Annotated in this window: 13 protein-coding genes; 4 read left to right on the top strand and 9 right to left on the bottom strand. The window is 56.5% G+C overall.

Going from position 1 to position 18,919, the window contains the following annotated elements; all coding sequences use genetic code 11:
- The first annotated feature begins 3 nt into the window (after nt 1-3).
- Nucleotides 4-1,284 (top strand): SLC13 family permease, encoded by a 1,281-nt coding sequence (locus C7E10_RS07575; RefSeq protein ID WP_160101855.1) that lies wholly within the window; start codon nt 4-6, stop codon nt 1,282-1,284.
- Nucleotides 1,285-1,408: 124 nt separating this feature from the next.
- On the opposite strand, the gene C7E10_RS07570 is transcribed toward C7E10_RS07575, so the two are convergent.
- Nucleotides 1,409-3,694, bottom strand: coding sequence for a hydratase (locus tag C7E10_RS07570; RefSeq protein ID WP_105326722.1), 2,286 nt, complete (start codon nt 3,692-3,694; stop codon nt 1,409-1,411).
- A 163-nt stretch (nt 3,695-3,857) separates the two neighbouring features.
- On the opposite strand from C7E10_RS07570, the gene C7E10_RS07565 reads away from it, so the two are divergent.
- On the top strand, nt 3,858-4,733 hold the full coding sequence (locus tag C7E10_RS07565) for a LysR family transcriptional regulator (protein WP_105326721.1): 876 nt from the start codon (nt 3,858-3,860) through the stop codon (nt 4,731-4,733).
- Nucleotides 4,734-4,820: 87 nt separating this feature from the next.
- Here C7E10_RS07565 and C7E10_RS07560 read toward each other — a convergent pair whose 3' ends face one another.
- Nucleotides 4,821-6,134: an SLC13 family permease gene (locus tag C7E10_RS07560; protein WP_105326720.1), complete on the bottom strand. Its 1,314-nt coding sequence runs from the start codon at nt 6,132-6,134 to the stop codon at nt 4,821-4,823.
- A gap of 64 nt (nt 6,135-6,198) precedes the next feature.
- The gene (locus C7E10_RS07555) at nt 6,199-7,089 is read right to left on the bottom strand and encodes a DUF6282 family protein (protein WP_105326719.1); all 891 of its coding nucleotides are present in this window, start codon (nt 7,087-7,089) and stop codon (nt 6,199-6,201) included.
- A gap of 212 nt (nt 7,090-7,301) precedes the next feature.
- Here C7E10_RS07555 and C7E10_RS07550 point away from each other — a divergent pair, with 212 nt between their 5' ends.
- Nucleotides 7,302-8,237 (top strand): LysR family transcriptional regulator, encoded by a 936-nt coding sequence (locus C7E10_RS07550; protein ID WP_105326718.1) that lies wholly within the window; start codon nt 7,302-7,304, stop codon nt 8,235-8,237.
- 96 nt (nt 8,238-8,333) lie between these two features.
- Here the strand turns inward: C7E10_RS07550 and C7E10_RS07545 are convergent, their stop codons facing one another.
- Genes C7E10_RS07545 through C7E10_RS07535 form a run of 3 tightly spaced genes read right to left on the bottom strand, consistent with a single transcriptional unit; the run spans nt 8,334 to nt 13,217 of the window.
- Nucleotides 8,334-9,746 (bottom strand): MmgE/PrpD family protein, encoded by a 1,413-nt coding sequence (locus C7E10_RS07545; protein WP_105326717.1) that lies wholly within the window; start codon nt 9,744-9,746, stop codon nt 8,334-8,336.
- Nucleotides 9,747-9,754: 8 nt separating this feature from the next.
- Complete coding sequence (locus tag C7E10_RS07540) at nt 9,755-12,055, bottom strand: hydratase (RefSeq protein WP_105326716.1); 2,301 nt, start codon at nt 12,053-12,055, stop codon at nt 9,755-9,757.
- Between the two features lie 37 nt (nt 12,056-12,092).
- Nucleotides 12,093-13,217 carry a 2-methylaconitate cis-trans isomerase PrpF family protein gene (locus C7E10_RS07535; protein ID WP_105326715.1) on the bottom strand — a complete coding sequence of 375 codons (1,125 nt, stop codon included), beginning with the start codon at nt 13,215-13,217 and terminating at the stop codon, nt 12,093-12,095.
- 138 nt (nt 13,218-13,355) lie between these two features.
- Here C7E10_RS07535 and C7E10_RS07530 point away from each other — a divergent pair, with 138 nt between their 5' ends.
- Entirely contained in the window at nt 13,356-14,213 is an 858-nt protein-coding gene (locus C7E10_RS07530; protein WP_105326714.1) for a LysR family transcriptional regulator, read from the top strand.
- A gap of 366 nt (nt 14,214-14,579) precedes the next feature.
- On the opposite strand, the gene C7E10_RS07525 is transcribed toward C7E10_RS07530, so the two are convergent.
- Genes C7E10_RS07525 through C7E10_RS07515 form a run of 3 tightly spaced genes read right to left on the bottom strand, consistent with a single transcriptional unit; the run spans nt 14,580 to nt 18,884 of the window.
- Complete coding sequence (locus C7E10_RS07525) at nt 14,580-15,839, bottom strand: SLC13 family permease (protein WP_105326713.1); 1,260 nt, start codon at nt 15,837-15,839, stop codon at nt 14,580-14,582.
- Between the two features lie 12 nt (nt 15,840-15,851).
- Nucleotides 15,852-16,916: a lactonase family protein gene (locus C7E10_RS07520; protein ID WP_105326712.1), complete on the bottom strand. Its 1,065-nt coding sequence runs from the start codon at nt 16,914-16,916 to the stop codon at nt 15,852-15,854.
- Between the two features lie 18 nt (nt 16,917-16,934).
- On the bottom strand, nt 16,935-18,884 hold the full coding sequence (locus C7E10_RS07515; RefSeq protein WP_105326711.1) for an aconitate hydratase: 1,950 nt from the start codon (nt 18,882-18,884) through the stop codon (nt 16,935-16,937).
- Nucleotides 18,885-18,919: the final 35 nt, after the last annotated feature.

Here is an 18,919-nt window from a genome sequence, read left to right as displayed (position 1 = left end):
GGTTTGAGCGTTGCAACATTGGTTATTGGCATTATCCTGATTGCCTTTATCCTATTTATGACGGAATTGATTCCCCTGGCCGCCACGGCCATAAGCGTTGCCGTCGGCTTCTATCTCATTGGCGCCATTGACGCCAACACCGCCCTGAAATCCTTTTCCAGTCCCACCACCATGATCATTGCGTCCATGGCCGTTATTGGGGAAGCCGTGTTTAAAACCGGCGGGGCAGAAAAAATCGGTCATATACTCACCCGCTTTTCCAAAAGCGAACGGCAGTTGGTTTTCGCCACGGTTCTGCTTTCCGGCATTATGAGCGGCTTTTTGTCCAATACCGGTGCTGCCGCCCTGCTGATTGCCCTGATTTTAGGCGTCAGCAATTCCACCGGCATGAAGCGTTCCAAATTGATTTACCCGGTTATCGTAGGCTGCTGCTTTGGCGGTGGCATCACCATCGTAGGCACCACCTCCGGTCCCTTCCTGAAAGAAACCCTGGAAGGCCTGGGCATTGGCCAAACCATGGGCTTCTTCGAATTTGCCCCTCTGTCCCTGCTGCTCTTAGTGATTTCCGCTTTCTATATGGCCACCATTGGCTATAACCTGCTGCCGGACGAACCCCAAAACCAGGACGATGATTATTCTGCTGCCTCCCTGACGGTAGATTATTCCAAGGTTCCCGCCTGGAAACGGATTCTCGCCCTGGCCGTGATGGTAGGCGCTTTCCTGGGCATGATTTTCTCTGATGAAGTAGGTATTCCCCTGCACTTTATCGGCCTGATTGGGGCCATTCTGGTGGTGGCCTTCCGCTGCATCAGCATGAAGGAGGCCTCCCGTTCCGTACCCATCAGCGGCATCATCATTTACGCCGCCATGGTGCCTGTGGCCGCTGCCATGAAGAATTCCGGCGCCGCCCAGATGATTGCCGACGGTACCCTGAATTTCCTGGGCAGCATCAGCAGCCCCATGATCATCCTGTTCTGCATTTTCCTGATCATTACCCCCATTACCAACTTTATGTCCAACGCAGCCACCATTATCCTGTTCACCCCCATCGCCCTGGTTATTGCCAGCACCCTGGGAATTGGCCCCAAAGCCATGCTGGTGGCCGTCCGGTTCGCTGCTTCCATTGCCATTGCCACCCCTGTAGCCATGCCCGCCAACTCCATGGCCGTAGAACCCGGGGGCTACCGGTTCATCGATTTCGTAAAGCCGGGCCTGCCCCTGACCTTTATCAGTGTCATTGTTTCCCTGGTGTATGTGGCCCTGTTCTATCCCCTGTCCTACTAAAACTCCCTGCAAAAAAGCCTGGCCAAAGGTTTCTGCCTTTGGCCAGGCTTTTTTTATGCGCCCTAACAAGAAGGTAAAAAATTACCGAACACCCGACGGTGTTCGGTAATTTTTTGCTGCTATATTATTTTCTTTGCTGTGCGTAGTAGTTGATCAGGCAGCCGGCTGCCAGGATCTGCTTCTGGGCCGGTTCCACGTCCCCCAGGTGCAGGGAAAGGGGCACCGCCTTGCCGTCCTGGAACACGTAGGCGGTATAGGCGTCTGTATCGCCCAGCAGGGTTTCCCGGACCTTGGGCAGGTAGATCCAGGCTCCCAGGGCCAATTTGGTCTTCTCCTCCGGGTCCATAAGGAAGGGCAGCATCCCCCAGTTCATCACATTGCTCCGGTAGCGCTTGGTAGCGTATTCCAGGGCCAGGTTGGCAGCGCCCCCCAGCACCCGCTGGCAGGAAGCCGCCTGTTCCCGGGCAGAGCCGTCCCCGGGCTTGTTGGCGTAGATGACGCTGCCCAGGGAAGTATCCTTGGCCAGTGCTTCCACACTTTCTGTCAGCTTCAGGGTTTCCTTTAAGGCTGCATACACCGCCGTCAGTTCCGGGGTCAGCTGGCCTGCTTGTCTTGCCTTTTCCAGGGCCTGGACGGCTTTGGCCCGGCCCACATATTCCGGAGCTTTTTGGCTCAGGGCAAATTCCGCCAGGGCATAGGGGTCCGACCGGTGGGAAGACGTTTCGCCGCCGGAGGGAATCAAATCGTCCGTAGAGGTTACCGGGTCATCCAGGTAGGCAGCCACCTGCACCAGCAGGTTCTGGTTCAGGGGCTGGATGGACGGCCAGGGCTTAATGGCCGGGCCATAAACCAGGGAAACCTCCGGCTGGCCCTTTTGGTAGCAGTCCACCACCTTATGGTCATAGGGCAGGGAATCAAAATGGTAGGCCGGCACCTGGTCATCGTACTCCACTTCCGTAGCCGGGGTCAGGGCGCCGCCCTGGGCAGCGGTGGCCGCAATGCTCCGGGCGTCCATGAGGGCCACCGAAGCCAATTGGCCGCTGCCGGGCTTGGAGCCTTCCCGGGTGGGGAAGTTCCGGGTGGTGTGCCGGATACTGAAGCCGTGGTTGTTGGGGGTATCGCAGGCCCCAAAGCAGGGTCCGCAGAAGGCGGAGCGGACAATGGTCCCTGCGTCCATCAAATCCAGCAGGGCTCCCTTGCGCATCAGGTCCACGTAAATAGGCTGGCTGGAGGGATAGACGGAGAAGGTAAACCGTTCCGGTCCAATATTTTTGCCCTTGAGAATCCGGGCAGCCGCCATAATATTCTCATACAGGCCGCCGGAGCAGCCGGCAATCACCCCGGTATCGCAGTGCATTTTCCCGTCGTAGTACTGGTCCGCCAGGTGCAGGGACAAATCCTTCCGTTCCAGGCTCTTTAAGGCTTCCTGCTCAATTTCCTGGAGCAGTTCCCGGCCTCCGGCGTTTAATTCCTTGAGGGTATAGACATGGCTGGGATGGAAGGGCATGGCGATCATGGACTCCACCTGGCCCAGGTCTACCACAACGGCCCCATCGTAATAGGCCATATCCCCAGGGTTCATTTCCTTATAGGCTTCCGGCCGCTGATGCTCCGTCAGGTACTGGCGCACCACCCCATCCGTACACCAGATGGTGCTCAGGCAGGTGGTTTCCGTGGTCATTACGTCGATGCCATTGCGAAAATCCATGGAAAGCCCGGTAATCCCCGGTCCCACAAATTCCAGTACCTTGTTTTTCACAAAGCCTTTTTTGTAAACGGCTTTTTCAATGGCAAGGGCCACGTCCTGGGGACCGATGCCGTGCCGGGGTGCTCCCTTTAGGTACACGGCCACCACCTGGGGCAGCGGGATATCGTAGGTGTGGCCCAGGAGCTGCTTTACCAGTTCCGGACCCCCTTCCCCTACGCCCATGGTGCCAAAGGCTCCGTAGCGGGTGTGGCTGTCAGAGCCCAAAATCATCCGGCCGCCGCCCGTCATGCGCTCCCGCATATATTGGTGGATGACCGCCATATGGGGCGGCACGTAGATGCCCCCAAACTTTTTGGCAGCGGACAGGCCAAAGACATGGTCGTCCTCGTTGACCGTGCCCCCTACGGCCGCCAGAGTATTATGACAATTTGTCATCACATAAGGCAGGGGAAAATGGTCCAGGCCGCTGGCTACCGCCGTTTGGACAATGCCCATGTACCCAATGTCCGGAGAAGTCAGGGAATCAAAATGGATATGGAGCCCCCCGTCCTGCCCGTCACTATGCTGGGTCAGTACCTGATAGGCCAGGGTCTTTTTCCGCCCTTCTGCAGCCTGGGGCTTCCACCCCCGGGCGGCTGCTTCCCCTTCCTGCCAAAGCTTGCCTTCATGCCAATATACGCCTTCCGAAATCAACTGTACCACTTGCTTCACGCTCCTTTGTGGGACTTGCATTTTATACTGCTTTTATGATACCCTGTTTATAATCATAGAACAAATATATCTTTCTTTCCGCTTCCCATCACATATATTTATTTCTATTTGTACTTTTCTTGCCGTTTGTCCTTTCGCCAAAGGAGATGTTCCTATGAACAGCAGTGATATCGATCTGTTCAAGACACTGTATGAAGAAAAGAATATTACCCATACCGCCAAGCGCCTGTTTATTTCCCAGCCGGCCCTGAGCCACCGGCTGCGCAACCTGGAAAAGGAATTTGACTGCACCCTGGTGCTCCGCCAGCCCCGGGGCATTACCTTCACCCCGGAAGGCGAGCGGCTCTACGCCTACTGCCTCCAGCAGGAAAAGGACTACCAGGCCATCCGGGCGGAGCTTTCCTCCTTCCAGTCCCGGCCGGCAGGCTCCATATCCATCGCCTGCTCCAACGTATTCAGCAAATACCATATGCCCAAGCTGCTGAGCCAGTTCAAGGCCGTCTATCCCCAGGTGGAAATTCACCTGCGCAGCGGCTTCAGCCAGCACCTGTACCGGGATTTTCGGGAAGGGAAATTCCAACTGTGCATCGTCCGGGGGGACCGGAACTGGGAAGAAGAAAAACGCTTTTTGTGGCAGGACCCCATCTGTGCCTTCAGCAAGGGACCCCTGGACCTGACAAAGCTGCCCAGTTTCCCCTACATCCACTACACCACGGACCCAGCCATGCAGGACCTTTTGGACGACTGGTGGTACGCCCATTTTTCCCAGCCCCCGATGACCACCATCGAGACCGATGCCATGGATACCAGCCTGAAAATGGTCCAGCAGGGCCTGGGCTTTACCTTCCTGACCCAAAGCTGCGGCCAGGATACTCCGGGCCTCCAGGCCCAAATTCTCACCGATTCCAAGGGCAATCCCCTGATCCGGGAAACCTGGCTGTACTACCGGAAGGACTACACCAAACTCTCCGGGCTGAAAGCCTTTATCGATTTTATTACCCAGGCCTATCCCCTGGCGGAAGACAAGTAAGCCCCCAAACAAAATAGACACAAAAAACGGTATTTCTGCATCCAACAGAAATACCGTTTTTTTATGGAATTACAGGAAAATCGATTCTTACAGCATCAGGGCTACCACAAAGTTGTAGGCAGCGCAGACTACAATGCTGACGGGCACGGCCACCAGCAGCAGCCGGCTGAACAGGGTATTCCGCTCTTCTTCCTTAGGAGCAGAACCCAGAATCAGGGAACCGCCGGAGGAAAAGGGGCTGATGGCACTGGACTGGGCCCCCAGCACCGTGCAGGCAAACAGCACCGGTGCGGAAATGCTGGCCGTATCGGCCAGTTCCGGAATCAGCGGGAACAGGGCCGGGGTAACCACGCCCGTGGTGGAGCTGAAGAAGCTCATGATGGCGGCAATGATGGAGAAGGCAATGGGAATCAGCGGTTTTGGTACATTGCTGCCCACCCAGGTGCTAAGCATCTTGATGGTACCTGCGTGTACGGCAACGGCAATGAGCATGCCTGCCCCGGCAATCATGATGATAGTATTCCAGGGAATCTTGGCAATGGCTTCCTTCTGGGGAGCCAGGCCCATCAGGAGACCGATGACGGCAAAGATAATGGCCACCAGACCTACGTCAACCAGGTTGGCAAAGTATTTGATGGTAGGATCCGTGGGCAGGAAAATCTTCAGCAGCGGGAAAATCAGTACCACCACCATCATGACCACCATTAAGGTCAGGGTGGATTTCTGTTTGCCGGTAAAGGGTTCCGGCTTCTTAAATGTCACACCTTGGCCGATATTCCGGTTGGCTTTCAGGCCATAGCGGAACAGGGCAATCAAGATAATGGAAAAGACCACGGAGAACAGGAAAATCTGCATTTCCAGGTTGAAGGAATCCGGACCCACCAGGCCCGGGCTGTTTTCATAAGCCGTATCCGCCAGGCCCCGGAAGATAACCCCCAGGTTGGAGGTAGGAAAGTCCCCGCCGCACAGGGCGCCGCAGTTGATGGCCACAGCCCCGGTCAGCTTGTCCATCCGGGATTCATCGCAGATGACCAGCGTAATGGGTGCCAGGAAAGCCAGTACCGTGAAATAGGTGGCGCCCATCACGGACAGGATAACGGCTACGGCAAACAGGGCAAACGGCAGCATTCCCGGGAACTTCCGGCAGGCATACAGCAGGGACCCAGACATTTTTTCCAGGGTTCCATTAATGGCAGCAATGTTATAAAACAGGGATACGGACAGAATTACGAACATGGTGCTGATGGGCCAGAAGGCGATGACGTTTTTCGGCTTCAGCCCCATAACCAGACAGCCAATGATATAGGCAAAGACAATACAAAAGAGACCGGTGTTCAGCTGGGTTTTGTACCCCAGGTAAATGGCCACAGCAATGGATAAGATAATAAAAGCACTCAGCATGATGATTTTTCTCCTTTTCAGCTAGTCTGCTTCAGAAGCCCCCGCTCCCTGAAGCTTGGGAAAATCAATCTTGGGCGGCTCCCACCGGTTCGTCGGTGATGCCCAGCAGGCGGTAAGGGATGGTCTTGGTCATGTAGTAGATCTGTTCTTCAGGAATCCCGTATTCCACAAGGTAGTGCATATACTCGTAGATTTCGGTTTCCCAATCCGGGTTTTCCACCTGACCCCCGTCCGTATCCACCATCACGTGCTGATAGCCAACGGTTTGGATCAGTTCCGCATTTTCTTTCAGGTTCAAATGGTACTTTTTACCCTTGCCCATATTTTGGGCGTAGCACCGTTCCAAAATCACATCGTAATCCTTGACCAAACGGATCTGGTCTTCCAGGCTGTAGTCGCAGACCCACCATTCCGGATGGGTGATGACGATTTTCTCCACCCCGGCCTTCCGGGCAGCTTCCACCACCACAAAGGCTTCTTCCGGGGATACATGGGCCGTGGCCAGCACCGCCTTGTAGTCCCGGACCAGGCCAAACACCGTTTCCAGTTCCGGAATCACCTTGCCGTCCCGGACCAGCTCAATGCCCAAAGCAGGGTCCTGCCCCAGCTTTTCCATATGGCGCTTGGCGGACTGGGTGGGCAGCCAAATCACCTTGGCCCCCAGTTTCAGGCCTTTTTCCACGGCTTCCGGGTTTACCCCGCCGATGATCTTGTTCATGACCACCCCGCCGTACATGGTAAAGCCCGTGTTCTTGCCGTACACCTTTTCTACATAGGCGTTGGCAATGGCCGCCCGGTTTACCGTAAAGCCCAGATGGGATTTGATCACAATGGCTCTGGCCCCCACCCGTACGGCGGCGTCCGCCAACTGCAAATCGTTGTAGGCCCGCAGCCGCAGATCCGGATTGGTGTGGACGTGCATGTCACAAATGCCCTGTAAGGATACTCTGCTCATTTCTGTCTCCCCTTTTCTAAAATTCTGAATTACCGAATTTCTCGTTCTTTGTTCATAATAGTATGAAAACGATTGGGAAAGAATGCAAAAATTTGATATACTTGATATCGGAAAAACCGATGGATTAACTAAAAATAAGAGGCCTATACAATTGACGCAGGGCTCTCTCGCCAAAACATCCTCGGAAAATAGTAGTATAGAAAGGAAGCACCATGGAAATACGAGATTTGGAATATTTTATTGCCATTGCAGAAGAAAAAAGCATCTCCAAGGCCGCCGGCCGGCTGTACATGGCCCAGTCCAGCCTGTCCCAGTTTCTCAGCTCCTATGAGGCCAACCTGGGCTACCCCCTGTTCATTCGTACCGCCAGCGGGGTACGGCTTACGGAAGCCGGGAAATTGCTGCTGGACTTTGCCTACCAGTCGGCCGCAGCCTACCACCGGGTCCAGGACCAAATGCAGGATATTGCCAACCTAAAGGGCGGCCACGTGATCCTGGGCATCAGTTCCTTCCGGGGGTCCTACCTGCTGCCCCCGGTACTGAAGGTATTCCGGAGCAAATACCCGGACATCCACGTGCGCATCGAGGAGCAGAACTCCCTGGCCCTGGAGCAGATGCTGCTCACCGGGGAGATTGACGTGGCACTGCTGGCCATGCCGGAAAAGCACAGCCGGATTAAGGCCCAATTCCTTATGGAAGACGAAATCTGCCTGATTGCCCACCCTCAGCATCCCCTGGTCCAGCTGGCCAAAACCGGCCAAAGCGCCGGCCGGAAATCCCCTATTCCCCGCTATATCGATATCCATGATGCGGCCCAGTTTGAGTTCCTGCTCAGCAGCTACGACACCATTTTGGGCCGGGAAGCCCGGCGGATTTTCCAGAACACCAAGCTTACGCCAAGAACCTACAACGAAAACCTGTCCGCCATGTTTGCTGCCTCCCTGGCAGCCTCTGGACAGGGACTGGCTTTTACCTATTACAGCTCCCGGCACTATTTCCAGCCGGCTGTTTTCCTGTCCCTGGGGCAGGACGGCTTTACCATGGAGCTGGCCACCGCCATGTCCCCGGACCGGTACCATTCCCGGGCAGCCTTGGCCCTGAATCAGGTCATCCAGGACGTTCTGGGCAGCCCGGCTTCCCCAACCTAAAACTAACACAAAAAACAGCGAACCGTTCTCCTGCGGTTCGCTGTTTTTTGTGGTTTGTTGTTGGTTGTTGGTTTTGTATAAAAAAGGAGGATTACGCTAAATTCTGGGCAGCTGCTGGGCCTGGGCCAGGTCCAGCAGGCTTTGGGCCAGGGCCCGGGTCCCGTGGGGATACTTGTGGGCCAGCAGGCTTTCTGCCTTGTCCAGGGCAGCCTGGGGCGAAAGGGGCCGGCGGTAGGAACCGGTAGGGTCCTCCACCCAGGCTGTCACTTCCTGGCCATTTTTCAGCCGCAGGGTGGTCCGGCAGCTCCAGTGGTCCGGATAGGCGGCGGTAAGCTCCGGATCCTCCGTGACGGTAATCCGGGGCAGCAGGGCCTGAAGCCGGGGATCCTGCACCGCCTCCGGGGTAAAGCTGCTGCCATCCACCCGGCAGTACAAAAGGCTATGGGCAAGGGCATAGGGCAGGGAAAACTTGGCTTCGCCCGGGGTCTTGGGGTGAAGGCAGCCTGCACTGACGGCGCACTGCTGGTAGCCAATTTTGTAGGTGGCCGCCGTGAGGGACTCCGTCCGTTCCAAAACGGCCTGGGCTTCTGCGTCCCGGCCCTGTTCCCGGCCGGTGAGCAGGCATTGACGGAGCTGCAGGGCCCCGTCAATGCCCCCGTGGGCAGACCGGCAGCAGGGATAGGGCTTCATGTCCATACGCAGGATTTCCCAGGTCTCGCCCAAGCCGGCGCAAACCTTTTCCACCTGGCCGCCGTCACTCATGGCGCCCAAAAGGCCCCCGTCCTGGGCTTCCAGGATGTGGACAGGCCCTGTCAGACCGTATTTGGCCAGGTAGGCGCTGCGCAGGCCGCAGGCCGCTGCATGGGCTGGATTCAGCACCTTGGAATTGGTGCCGTCCCCCAAAAAGGCCCAAACCCCGGTGCTTTGGGACCCGGCCAGTCCCAGGGCGCTGGCCGTCTGTTCCGGGGTCAGCCGGAGCAGCTGGGCACAGGCCGCTGCTGCCCCAAAAATCCCGCAGGTAGCCGTCGCGTGCCAGCCCCGTTTCCGGTGGGCTGCCACCCCAAAAGCCATGCCAATGCGGAAGGCCGTTTCGTAGCCCGCCACCACCGCCGTCAGCAGCTGGGGCCCGGTCACCTGCAAAAATTGCCCCAGGCTCCAGGCTGCGGGAATCAGGCAGGCGGACGCATGATTTTTGGAAGCCGGATGCACGTCATCCAGTTCCAGGGTATGGGCCAGCATGGCGTTCAAAAAGGCTGCATTTTCGGGACTCCACTGGCTCCCCGGTTCTCCAAACAGGGCAGCCCCCCGCTGGGGCACCTCCGGATTCAGCTCCCGGAGGGCCTTCTTCATCTGTTCCACCAGCGGATCCCCAGAAGCGCCCACACTGACGCTGACCAGATCCAGCACCCGAAAGGCTGCCGCTTCCTGAACCTCTGGAGGTAAAGTTTCCCAAGAAAGGCCGGCCGTAAAAGCGGCCAGCCTTCCTAAAGGTGCTTGCGCATATTGCATATTCTGCCTCACTTTCCGGCAGCTTCTTCTTTGAATACGTTAATCATGGAGCCTGCCAAAAGGGTCTTCCGTTCCCCGGCGGTCAGGTCCTTCAGGTCCAGGTGCAGGGGGCGGATGCTGCCGTCCTGGGCAATCACCGTTGCGTCAAGGGCATTTCCCCCTTCGGCCACTACTTTCCGGATGCCCGGCAGCCAGATCACGTCACCGGGGGTCAGGTTGATTTCCTGGTCCGGATTGGTAAAGGGCAGCATACCCCAGTTCACGCAGTTGCTGCGGTACCGTTTGGTAGCATATTCGATGCAGATATTGGCCAGGCCTCCCAGGACTTTCTGGCAGGAGGCTGCATATTCTCTGGCAGAACCGTCCCCAGGCCGTTTGGCGTAGAGCACGCTGCCAATGCCAGTGGTCTTCAGCAGGCTGTCCAGCTCCTGTTCCACCGGTACGCCCACTTTTTCCAGTACGGCGTAGAATTTTGCCGCAGTGGCCTTATCTCCCGAGAGGCGTGCCTTTTCGTACTGCTGTACGGCCTTGGCCTTGCCCACATAGCTGGGATCCTTCCGCAGCAGGGTGAACTCGGAGATTTTATAGGGATTGGACCGGTAGGAAGCCGTTTCCCCAGAGGGAATCAGTTCGTCCGTGGTGGTCACTTCGTCCCGGATCACCGAGGCCACTTCCAGGAGCAGGTTATCCGTCAGGGCTTCCATCTTAGGCCAATCCTTGATGGAGGGTCCGTAGATGATTTCCGTTTCCGGCTGGGCCTTGCCAAAGCCGTTGTACACCACATGGTCGTAGATGGCCTTGTTGAAGTGGAATTCCGGCAGGGTACCCGTAGTAAAGGCGTCTTTCATTTCTTCAGCAGAGGTCAATTGCCCACCGTTAAAGACCGTAGCAGCAATGGACTTGGAATCCATCAGGGCAGCAGAAGCCACCTGCCCCATGTTCGGCTTGGAGCCTTCCCGGTTGGGGAAGTTCCGGGTAGAATGCCGCAGCACAAAGGCGTTGTTTTCCGGGCAGTCGGAAGCCCCAAAGCAGGGCCCGCAGAAAGCGGTTTTCAGGCGCACGCCGTAGGTCATTAGGTCGTTGGCAATACCCGTCCGGTTCAGTTCCGTCAAAATGGGCTGGGAAGCCGGGTAGATGTTCAGGGGGAACATGCCCAGGCCCTTTTGGGTATAGCGGGCTACCTGGTCCACCGCAAAGATATTTTCAAAGGAACCTGCGGCGCAGCCGGCAATGGCTGCCTGGTCCACCAGGATCCGGCCGTTCTTTTGGATTTTGCCCACCATATCGGGGTGGATATCCGGGGTATTTTCAAAGACGGACTTGGCGTTTTCTTCCACCATTTTCATGTATTTTTCCGGCTGGGCAATGACTTCCTTCAAGGGGAAGGCATTGGAAGGATGGTAGGGAATGGCAATCATGGGTTCCACCGTGGACAGGTCCAGGTAAATGAAGCTGTCGTACAGGGCCTTGTCCTGGGGTGCCAGTTTCTTGTAGTCCTGCTCCCGGTCATGGACCTTGAAATCTTCCCGGACCACGTCATCGGTTTCCCAGACGGAGGTCAGGCAGGCAGATTCCGTGGTCATGGTATCGATGCCGTTCCGGAAGTCCATGGACAGGGAAGCCACCCCGGGGCCCACAAATTCCAGCACCTTATTTTTTACAAAGCCGTTTTTGAACACGGCCCCAATCAGGGTCAGGGCTACGTCCATGGGGCCAACCCAGGCCTTGGGCGCCCCGTCCAGGTACACCCCTACCACTTTGGGGTAGCGCAGTTCGTAGGGTCTATTCAGCATGGCTTTGGCAATTTCCGGGCCCCCTTCCCCAATGGACAGGGAACCCTGGGTGCCGTAACGGGTATGGGAGTCGGACACAATGGCCATGCTGCCGCCTTTCACAATCATTTCCCGCATATACTGGTGGATTACGGCTTCATGGGGCGGTACGAAAATACCGCCATATTTTTTGCAGATGGATTCGGCGTATTTGTGCACGTCCGAGTTGATGGTGCCGCCAACGGCGCACAGGCAGTTGTGGCAGTTGGTGAAAACGGTGGGCACCGGAAATTTTTTCAAGCCGGAAGCACAGGCGGTCTGCATAATGCCCACATAGGTGTTGTCGTAAACGCCGATGGCGTCAAAATGCAGGCGGAGGTTTTCCTCACTGCCGCTGGTGTTGTGGGCACTGATAATCTGATGTGTAATGGTATTTTTATGGGCCGCCTGGGCATCCCATTCCGGATGCTGGTCAGCCGGGACATAGCCCTTGCCCCCGTCCGTTACGTAATAGGCTTTATCAAAACATTGAATCATGATGTTCTCCTTTGGTTTTTCTCGTATTTTTCCAGCGTTAACGGATATAAACCCAGCCATCCATAATCCGGCGGGCCGTTCTCACTACGCCGCCCTGGAGGACCTTTTCTCCGTCCATTTTCATGTTTACTTCCGTAACCCCGCTGGAGTGCCCCAGCCGGATACAGGACCCTGCAAAATTTCCCAGGCAGTCCGCCACAATGGTGCCGGGAAGCTTGGCCGCAGCACCGGTAGCTACAGCCACCGTCATGGGATAGGCCTTGTGGAGCATACCCACGGAAATGGCCCGGACGCACAGGTCCATAGTTTCCTTGGGCACCAGCTGGCCGTCCATGTTCTTATAGTCCTGGGGCCTACTGATAATGGCTACCTTGGGGGCAGAAGTGGATTCGGTGCGGGCTTTCATATAGTCCGTAATAAAGCCCATACGTACTGCCGCCAGGCCCCGGATGCGCTCAATATGTTCCATAACGTCCTTGTTCTGGTTGAGCTCCGTCAGTTCCGTCCCTTTGATGCCCAGGTCCTCGGCCTTGATGAACACTACCGGGTTGGAGCAGTCAATCAGGGTAACTTCACAGAAACCGTAGCCAGGTACGTCCAGCCTTTCTTTTTTCTGCCCTGTAGGGAACAGTTTGCCGGTTTTGGCGCCGGCAGGATCTTCAAAAAACAGGTCCACCCGGGAACCGGTGCCCGGCACCCCTTGGATTACCGTATCCCCGTTGACGCAGGCATGGCCGTTTTGGACCCGGACATGTTCCTCGATGACCTTTTTCGTATTCTCGTTGTACACCCGGACCACAGTAATGGGTTCCACAGCCGGCACCAGGCCCTCATCAATGGCGTAGGGTCCTACTGCCGAGGAAATATTCCCGCAGTTGGCGGAATCGTCCACCCGGGGAATCACAATATCCACCTGGAAGAAGTGGTAATCCACGTCCACGCCCGGGCGCTGGGACTTAGCAATCACGGCCACCTTGGAAGTGGAGCTCACCGTGCCGCCCATTCCGTCAATCTGCTTCACATCCGGCGTACCCATCACCTTCAAAAAGATTTCCGGCCATTCCCGTTCCTCCTGGGGCAGATCTTCCTTATGAAAAAATACGGCCTTGCTGGTACCGCCCCGCATATATACGCAGGGAAACTTTCTTTGTTCTTGATTCATCGTTTATACCCCCCTGAAATCCAGTTCTTACGAGCACGTTTTCTACAATTCCCATTATAGGGGCTTTCTTCCATCATGAAAAATGATATAATTTCCTTAATTTATATTCTAAGTTGGAATGTTTAGGAGGCAGCTTCCATGGATGAACGAGATATCCGGATTTTTCAGCAGCTGATGGAAAGCAAGAACATCACCAAAACCGCCCAGGACCTGTACATGACCCAATCCGCCGTAACCAAACGGCTGCACAAGCTGGAGGAGGAACTGGGGGCGCCCCTCTTTATCCGCACGGTGAAGGGGCTGATTCCCACCGCCTCGGCCGACAGCATTGCCCAGGAAATGGATAAACTTTCCGCTTCCCTCCTGCGGATCAAAAGCCTGTCCCAGTTTGCCCAGGGCCATATTGCCGGGCACCTGAAGGTGGGGGTCTCCGTAAATTTTGCCCGGTACACCCTGCCGCCCCTGCTCAAGCAGTACATGACCTACTACCCGGACGTGCAGATTGCCGTCACCACCGGCCAAAGCCTGGAGCTGTTCCAAAAGCTGCAAGCCGGCCAATTGTCCCTGGCCGTGCTCCGGGGGACCTTTGCCTGGTCCGGGGCCAGCCGGCTGCTGACCCGGGAAAAGGTTTACGCCGTAACCAGCAGGGAAAATGAGGGCAGGGACTTCTCCCACCTGCCCTACATCCACCGGACCTCGGACAAGCCCTTTACCGCCCGGATCCAGCGCTGGAAAACGGAACAGCATATCCAGGAGGACGCCTATTCCATCCAGGTCAACGACATCTCCGCCTGCCTGGCCATGATTGCGGCGGGGATTGGCTGGTCCATCCTGCCGGAGATCTGCCTGTCCCGGGAAGACGGGCTCTGGAAAATGCCCCTCCAGTTTAACGACGGTACCCCCTTTACCCGGACCACCACCGTGTACTACCAGGAAGACTACGCCCTGCTCCCCCAGGTAAAGCTTTTCCTGGACCGGCTGGAGAGCCCTGCCTAAGTTTTAAAAACACAAAAAAAGGGGTGTGAAATAATGAAACTTCTATCGTCGCCTGCGGCGCCACTTCCTTCACGCTTGAAGGAAGCATTCCAGACCTCTACTGGTCAAGTGACACAAAAGGGGTAGTACTAGTATTTACATACCGTGACTTCATCTCAAAATCCGTTTAGCACACGACCAGTATAGGCCTAAGACTGGCCCATCCAAGCGTGGAGGGGCTGTCAGTCCGCAGGACTGACTGAGGAAGTTTTGAGGTTTGGATACGGCATAACGAACAAAAAAACGGTTTGCGAACTCTTTTGAGCTCGCAAGCCGTTTTTTCTTTCGGGGGTAAGTATTATTTCACAGCCCCTTTTTTCTTATAGGTTAGAAAATCAGGTTGTAGAAACCGATGCCGGATACCACCGTCAGCACCACCAGGATGCCCAGGGCCCAGAAGGTCAGTTCCATAAACAGCTTCATTTCTTCGTCCCGCTTGTCACTGCTGTCTTCCGCCATCAGGGTGGCCATAATCAGGCCGCCGGTGGTAGAAATGGGGCTGATGCCGGTAATGGTACCGCCAATAACCACCATGGAAGCCAGCTCCAGAGGGTTTACCCCAACGGTCTGGCCAATGCCCACCACCGTAGGCAAAAGGGTGGGGAACACCACGCCCAGGCCGGAGGAAAACAGGCTCATAATGCCCGCCGTTGCCGCCATCACAGCCGGGGCAATGTGGGGATTCATCAGCTGGGACAGGGCCTTGGTCAGGGTGGTAATGCCGCCGGTCAGGATAACGATGTTCATCAGGGCACTAACCCCGGAAACCATAATCAGCACGCCCCAGGGAATGGCCCGGAGGCACTGCTTTTCGTTGGCCACATGGCACACCAGCAGGAAACCGCTGATGGCAAAACAGGTAAGGCCCACATTGAACTTGAAGGCAATAACCAGCACCGCCATGACAATCAGGCCCAAAAGGGACAGCCACTGGCCGGGGGTAAAGCTTTCCTTCAGGGCAGCTTCCCCTTCTGCCGGCGGATTGGTCTTATAGCCCTTGTAGTACACAAAGGCGGCAATGGCCATAATCACGCCGGTAATGGTCTGGGCCGTATAGATGGGCTGTACAGCAGCCGCCGCATCCAGGCCCCCCGCAGTCAGAAAATCATAGGTCAGGATACCTTCCGGGGTAATGGGGGACATCCGGCCCCCAAAACAGCCGAAGCAGCCAATCATGGCCAGCATCAGCGGGTTGTACCCGTGCACCTTGGCAATGGGAATGGCAAAGGCCGGCATAATGGCCAGAATGGGAATGGACCCCGGGCCAATGGTGGTCAGGCCAAAGCCAATCAGGAAAATGGCAATGGGAATCAGGAAATTGTTCTTGCCGGCCAGGGCCACAATCTTCTTGGCCAGCAGCTCGATGGTGCCATTGTTGTTCAGGATGCTGAACAGCAGGGTAACCCCCATCAGGGTAATAAACAGATTAGGCTTAAAGCCGTTTAGGATCACGCTGTCCTTCAGGCCGGCAAAACGCCCCAAAAGCATGGCCAGGGTCAGAGAAACCAGGCCCACATTGACCTTCCGGAAAAAACCGATAACAATGGCCACTACCAGCAAAACCAGGGATAAGATACCTAAATCCATGCTGCATCCTCCTTACCGGGAACAGAAAATGACACAGGTGGGGCTTTCCGTGGGTACGGTAACCCCGGTATAGTCCAATAGTCCCGTATCCGGGTCGATGGCGAAGAATTTCAGCGTATCGCTGTCTTCATTGGCCACCACCAGCTGCCGGTTATCCGGGCTGAAGGTCATAAAGCGGGGCGTCAGGCCCTGACAAGACACAAAGCCCGTAGGGTGCAGATAGCCCGTAGCTTCATCCACCCGGTAGGAAGCCAGGCTTTCGTGGATCCGGTTGGAGGCGTACACAAAGGGGCCTTCCGGGTACACCAGCACAGCGCTGGCCTGGCCCTGGCCGGTATACGTATCCGGCAGAGTGGTTTTGATCTGCCGAGGCGTCAGGACGCCGGCTGCATCGTCAAAGTCGTAGAAGGTAACGGCGTTGCCCTTTTCGTTGACCAGATAGGCCCGCTTGTTGTCCTCAGTCAGGGCAATATGCCGGGGTTCTGCGTAGGTCCGGGCTTCCACCCAGCTGGCCCGGGACAGTTTTCCCGTAGCCTGGTCCACCTTCAGCACCCAAACCCGTTCGTAGCCCACTTTCCGGCCCTGGGTGGGCACCAAGAGGAAGTTCCCCGTATGGTCCAGAAGGCACTGGTGGGCGTGGGAAACGCCCCCTTCCACGCAGCCTTCCAGGTGTTCCACCCAAACCGGGTCACCCAGGGTACCGTCTTCCCGCCGGGGCAGGGAAGCCACGCAGCCGCCCTGGAGGGAGGCTACAAACAGGAACCGGTTGTCCAGGGAGGGCACCAGATGCACCGGGTTCTGGCCGATGCCGTGCAGGGTCTGGAGGAAGGTCAGATTGCCGTTTTCCTCAATGCGGAAAGCGCTGACTTCGTGAAAATCCCCGTGGACGGTGTACAGGAACTGTTCCGTCCGGTCAAAGGCCAGATAGGACGGGTTATCCATGGTTTTGGTAATATTTTTAAGCTTCCAGACTCCCCGTTCGTCAATGGTATAACAGGAGATGCCCTTACCCCGGGCATTTCTCTTTTCCGTAGTGCGGCAGCCAATATAGGCGTAAGTTACTTTTTTATTTTCCATGATTTCTTCCCCTTTAGCTTAGGCGTGGCCGTGGAGCTTGGCTTTGTAGAAGCGCAGTTTGCCGCCGGCCAGCAGGATTTCTACTTCCTGGTCGGACACTTCCAGACGAACCTGGAATTGGGTGCCATTGGTGATATTTTTTACGGTAATCAATTTCTGTTTCATCTGCTCCCGCAGGTTGTCGATATGGAAGGTGTCGTCCAGGTCAATGCCGTCGTAGGCCGCCGGGTCCACAAAGACCACCGGGGTAACCCCATGGTTGATCAGGTTCTGCTTATGGATCCGGGCAAAGCTCTTGGCAATCACCATTTTGACGCCCAGGTACATGGGGGTAATGGCGGCGTGTTCCCGGGAGGAACCTTGGCCGTAGTTTTCCCCGCCTACAATAAAGCTCTTGCCGTCTGCCTGGGCCCGTTTGGAAAAGTCAGGGTCGTAGCGGCAGAACGCATATTGGGCCATGGCCGGCATATTGGACCGCATGGAAGAAAATTGGGCGCTGGCCGGGGTAATATCGTCGGTGGACACATTGTCCCGGGCTTTCAGGCTGACCTTGGCTTCCAGGGTTTCTTCCGGCGGTTCGGCTACCGGCAGGGGTTTGATGTTGGGGCCCCGGACGATTTCCACCTTGCTGCCATCTTCCGGCGGCAGCAGGAACAGGTTGTCGTTGATGGGATAGCTGTCCGGTTCCTGAACCTGGGCCAGTACGGATACATCGTCCATCACGTCCTGGGGCAGGGCCAGTTCCCCTTTAATGGCCGTAGCTGCAGCCACTTCAGGGCTTACCAGGTACAGGCTGGCATCCGCCGTGCTGCTCCGGCCCTTGAAGTTCCGGTTGGAGGTCCGGACTGCAATGCCTTTGCTGGGGGGCGCAATGCCGATGCCGCAGCAGGGTCCGCAGGCCAGTTCCGTCAGCCGGCAGCCGGCATTGAGCAGCTCTGCCAGGACGCCGTCCTGCATCAGCCGCAGGTAGATCTGCCGGGAGCTGATGCCCAGCACCAGGCTCACCGTGGGGCAGATTTTGTGGTCCTTGAGTACCAGCGCCACTTTCTTGAAGTCGCTGTAGGAACCGTTGGTGCAGCTGCCGATGAACACCTGCTGTACCGGCACCTTGGGCACGTCCGCCACTTTCATCACATTGTCCGGCATATGGGGACAAGCCACCAGGGGTTCCAGGGTATCCAGGTCGATTTCCATTTCTTCATCGTAGGAACAGCCTTCATCCGGTTCCCAAGGGGTGTAATCCTGTTCCCGGCCCTGGGCCTTCAGGAAGCGGTGCACCTGTTCATCCGCCGGGAAGACGGAAGTGGTAGCACCCAGTTCGGCCCCCATATTGGTGATGGTCACCCGTTCCGGAATGGACAGGGTTTTGGCCCCTTCTCCTACGTATTCATAAATTTTGCCAACCCCGCCCTTCACGGTGCAGCGGCGCAGCATTTCCAGAATGATATCCTTGGCCGCAGAACCGGGTTGGAGATGACCCTTCAGGTTCACCTTGACGATTTTCGGCATTTTCAGCACGTAGGGGAAACCTGCCAGGGCTACAGCAATATCCATGCCCCCTACCCCAATGGCCAGCATACCCAGGGCGCCGCAGCTGGGCGTATGGCTGTCGCCTCCCAGGAGCATGGCTCCCGGCTTGCCAAAACGGCTGTATTGCAGGGTATGGCAGATGCCGTTGCCGGCCTTGGACAGCACCAGGCCGTAACGCTGGGCGATGGATTGCAGGTAGATATGGTCGTCCGGGGTCTTGTTGTCGATCTGCAGCAGATTGTGGTCAATGTAGCTGACGGACAGCTTGGTGCGGATCCGGTCCAGGTCCAGGGCCTCAAAGGCCAGGTAGGACATGACCGCATTGATATCGTGGGTCAGGGTCTGATCCACCGTCAGTTCGATTTCATTACCCGGCACCAGTTCCGCCGGTTTGGCCAGATGGGCCTGCAATAATTTTTGCGTCAAATTTAAAGCCATGATACTCTCTCCTTTACCCCCATTGCGTTATGCAA

It is taken from the genome of Acidaminococcus hominis, assembly GCF_900291475.1.
GTDB lineage: Bacteria > Bacillota > Negativicutes > Acidaminococcales > Acidaminococcaceae > Acidaminococcus > Acidaminococcus hominis.
Note: the sequence above shows the minus strand (reverse complement) of the source record. Positions and strands in the feature narration are given on the sequence as shown.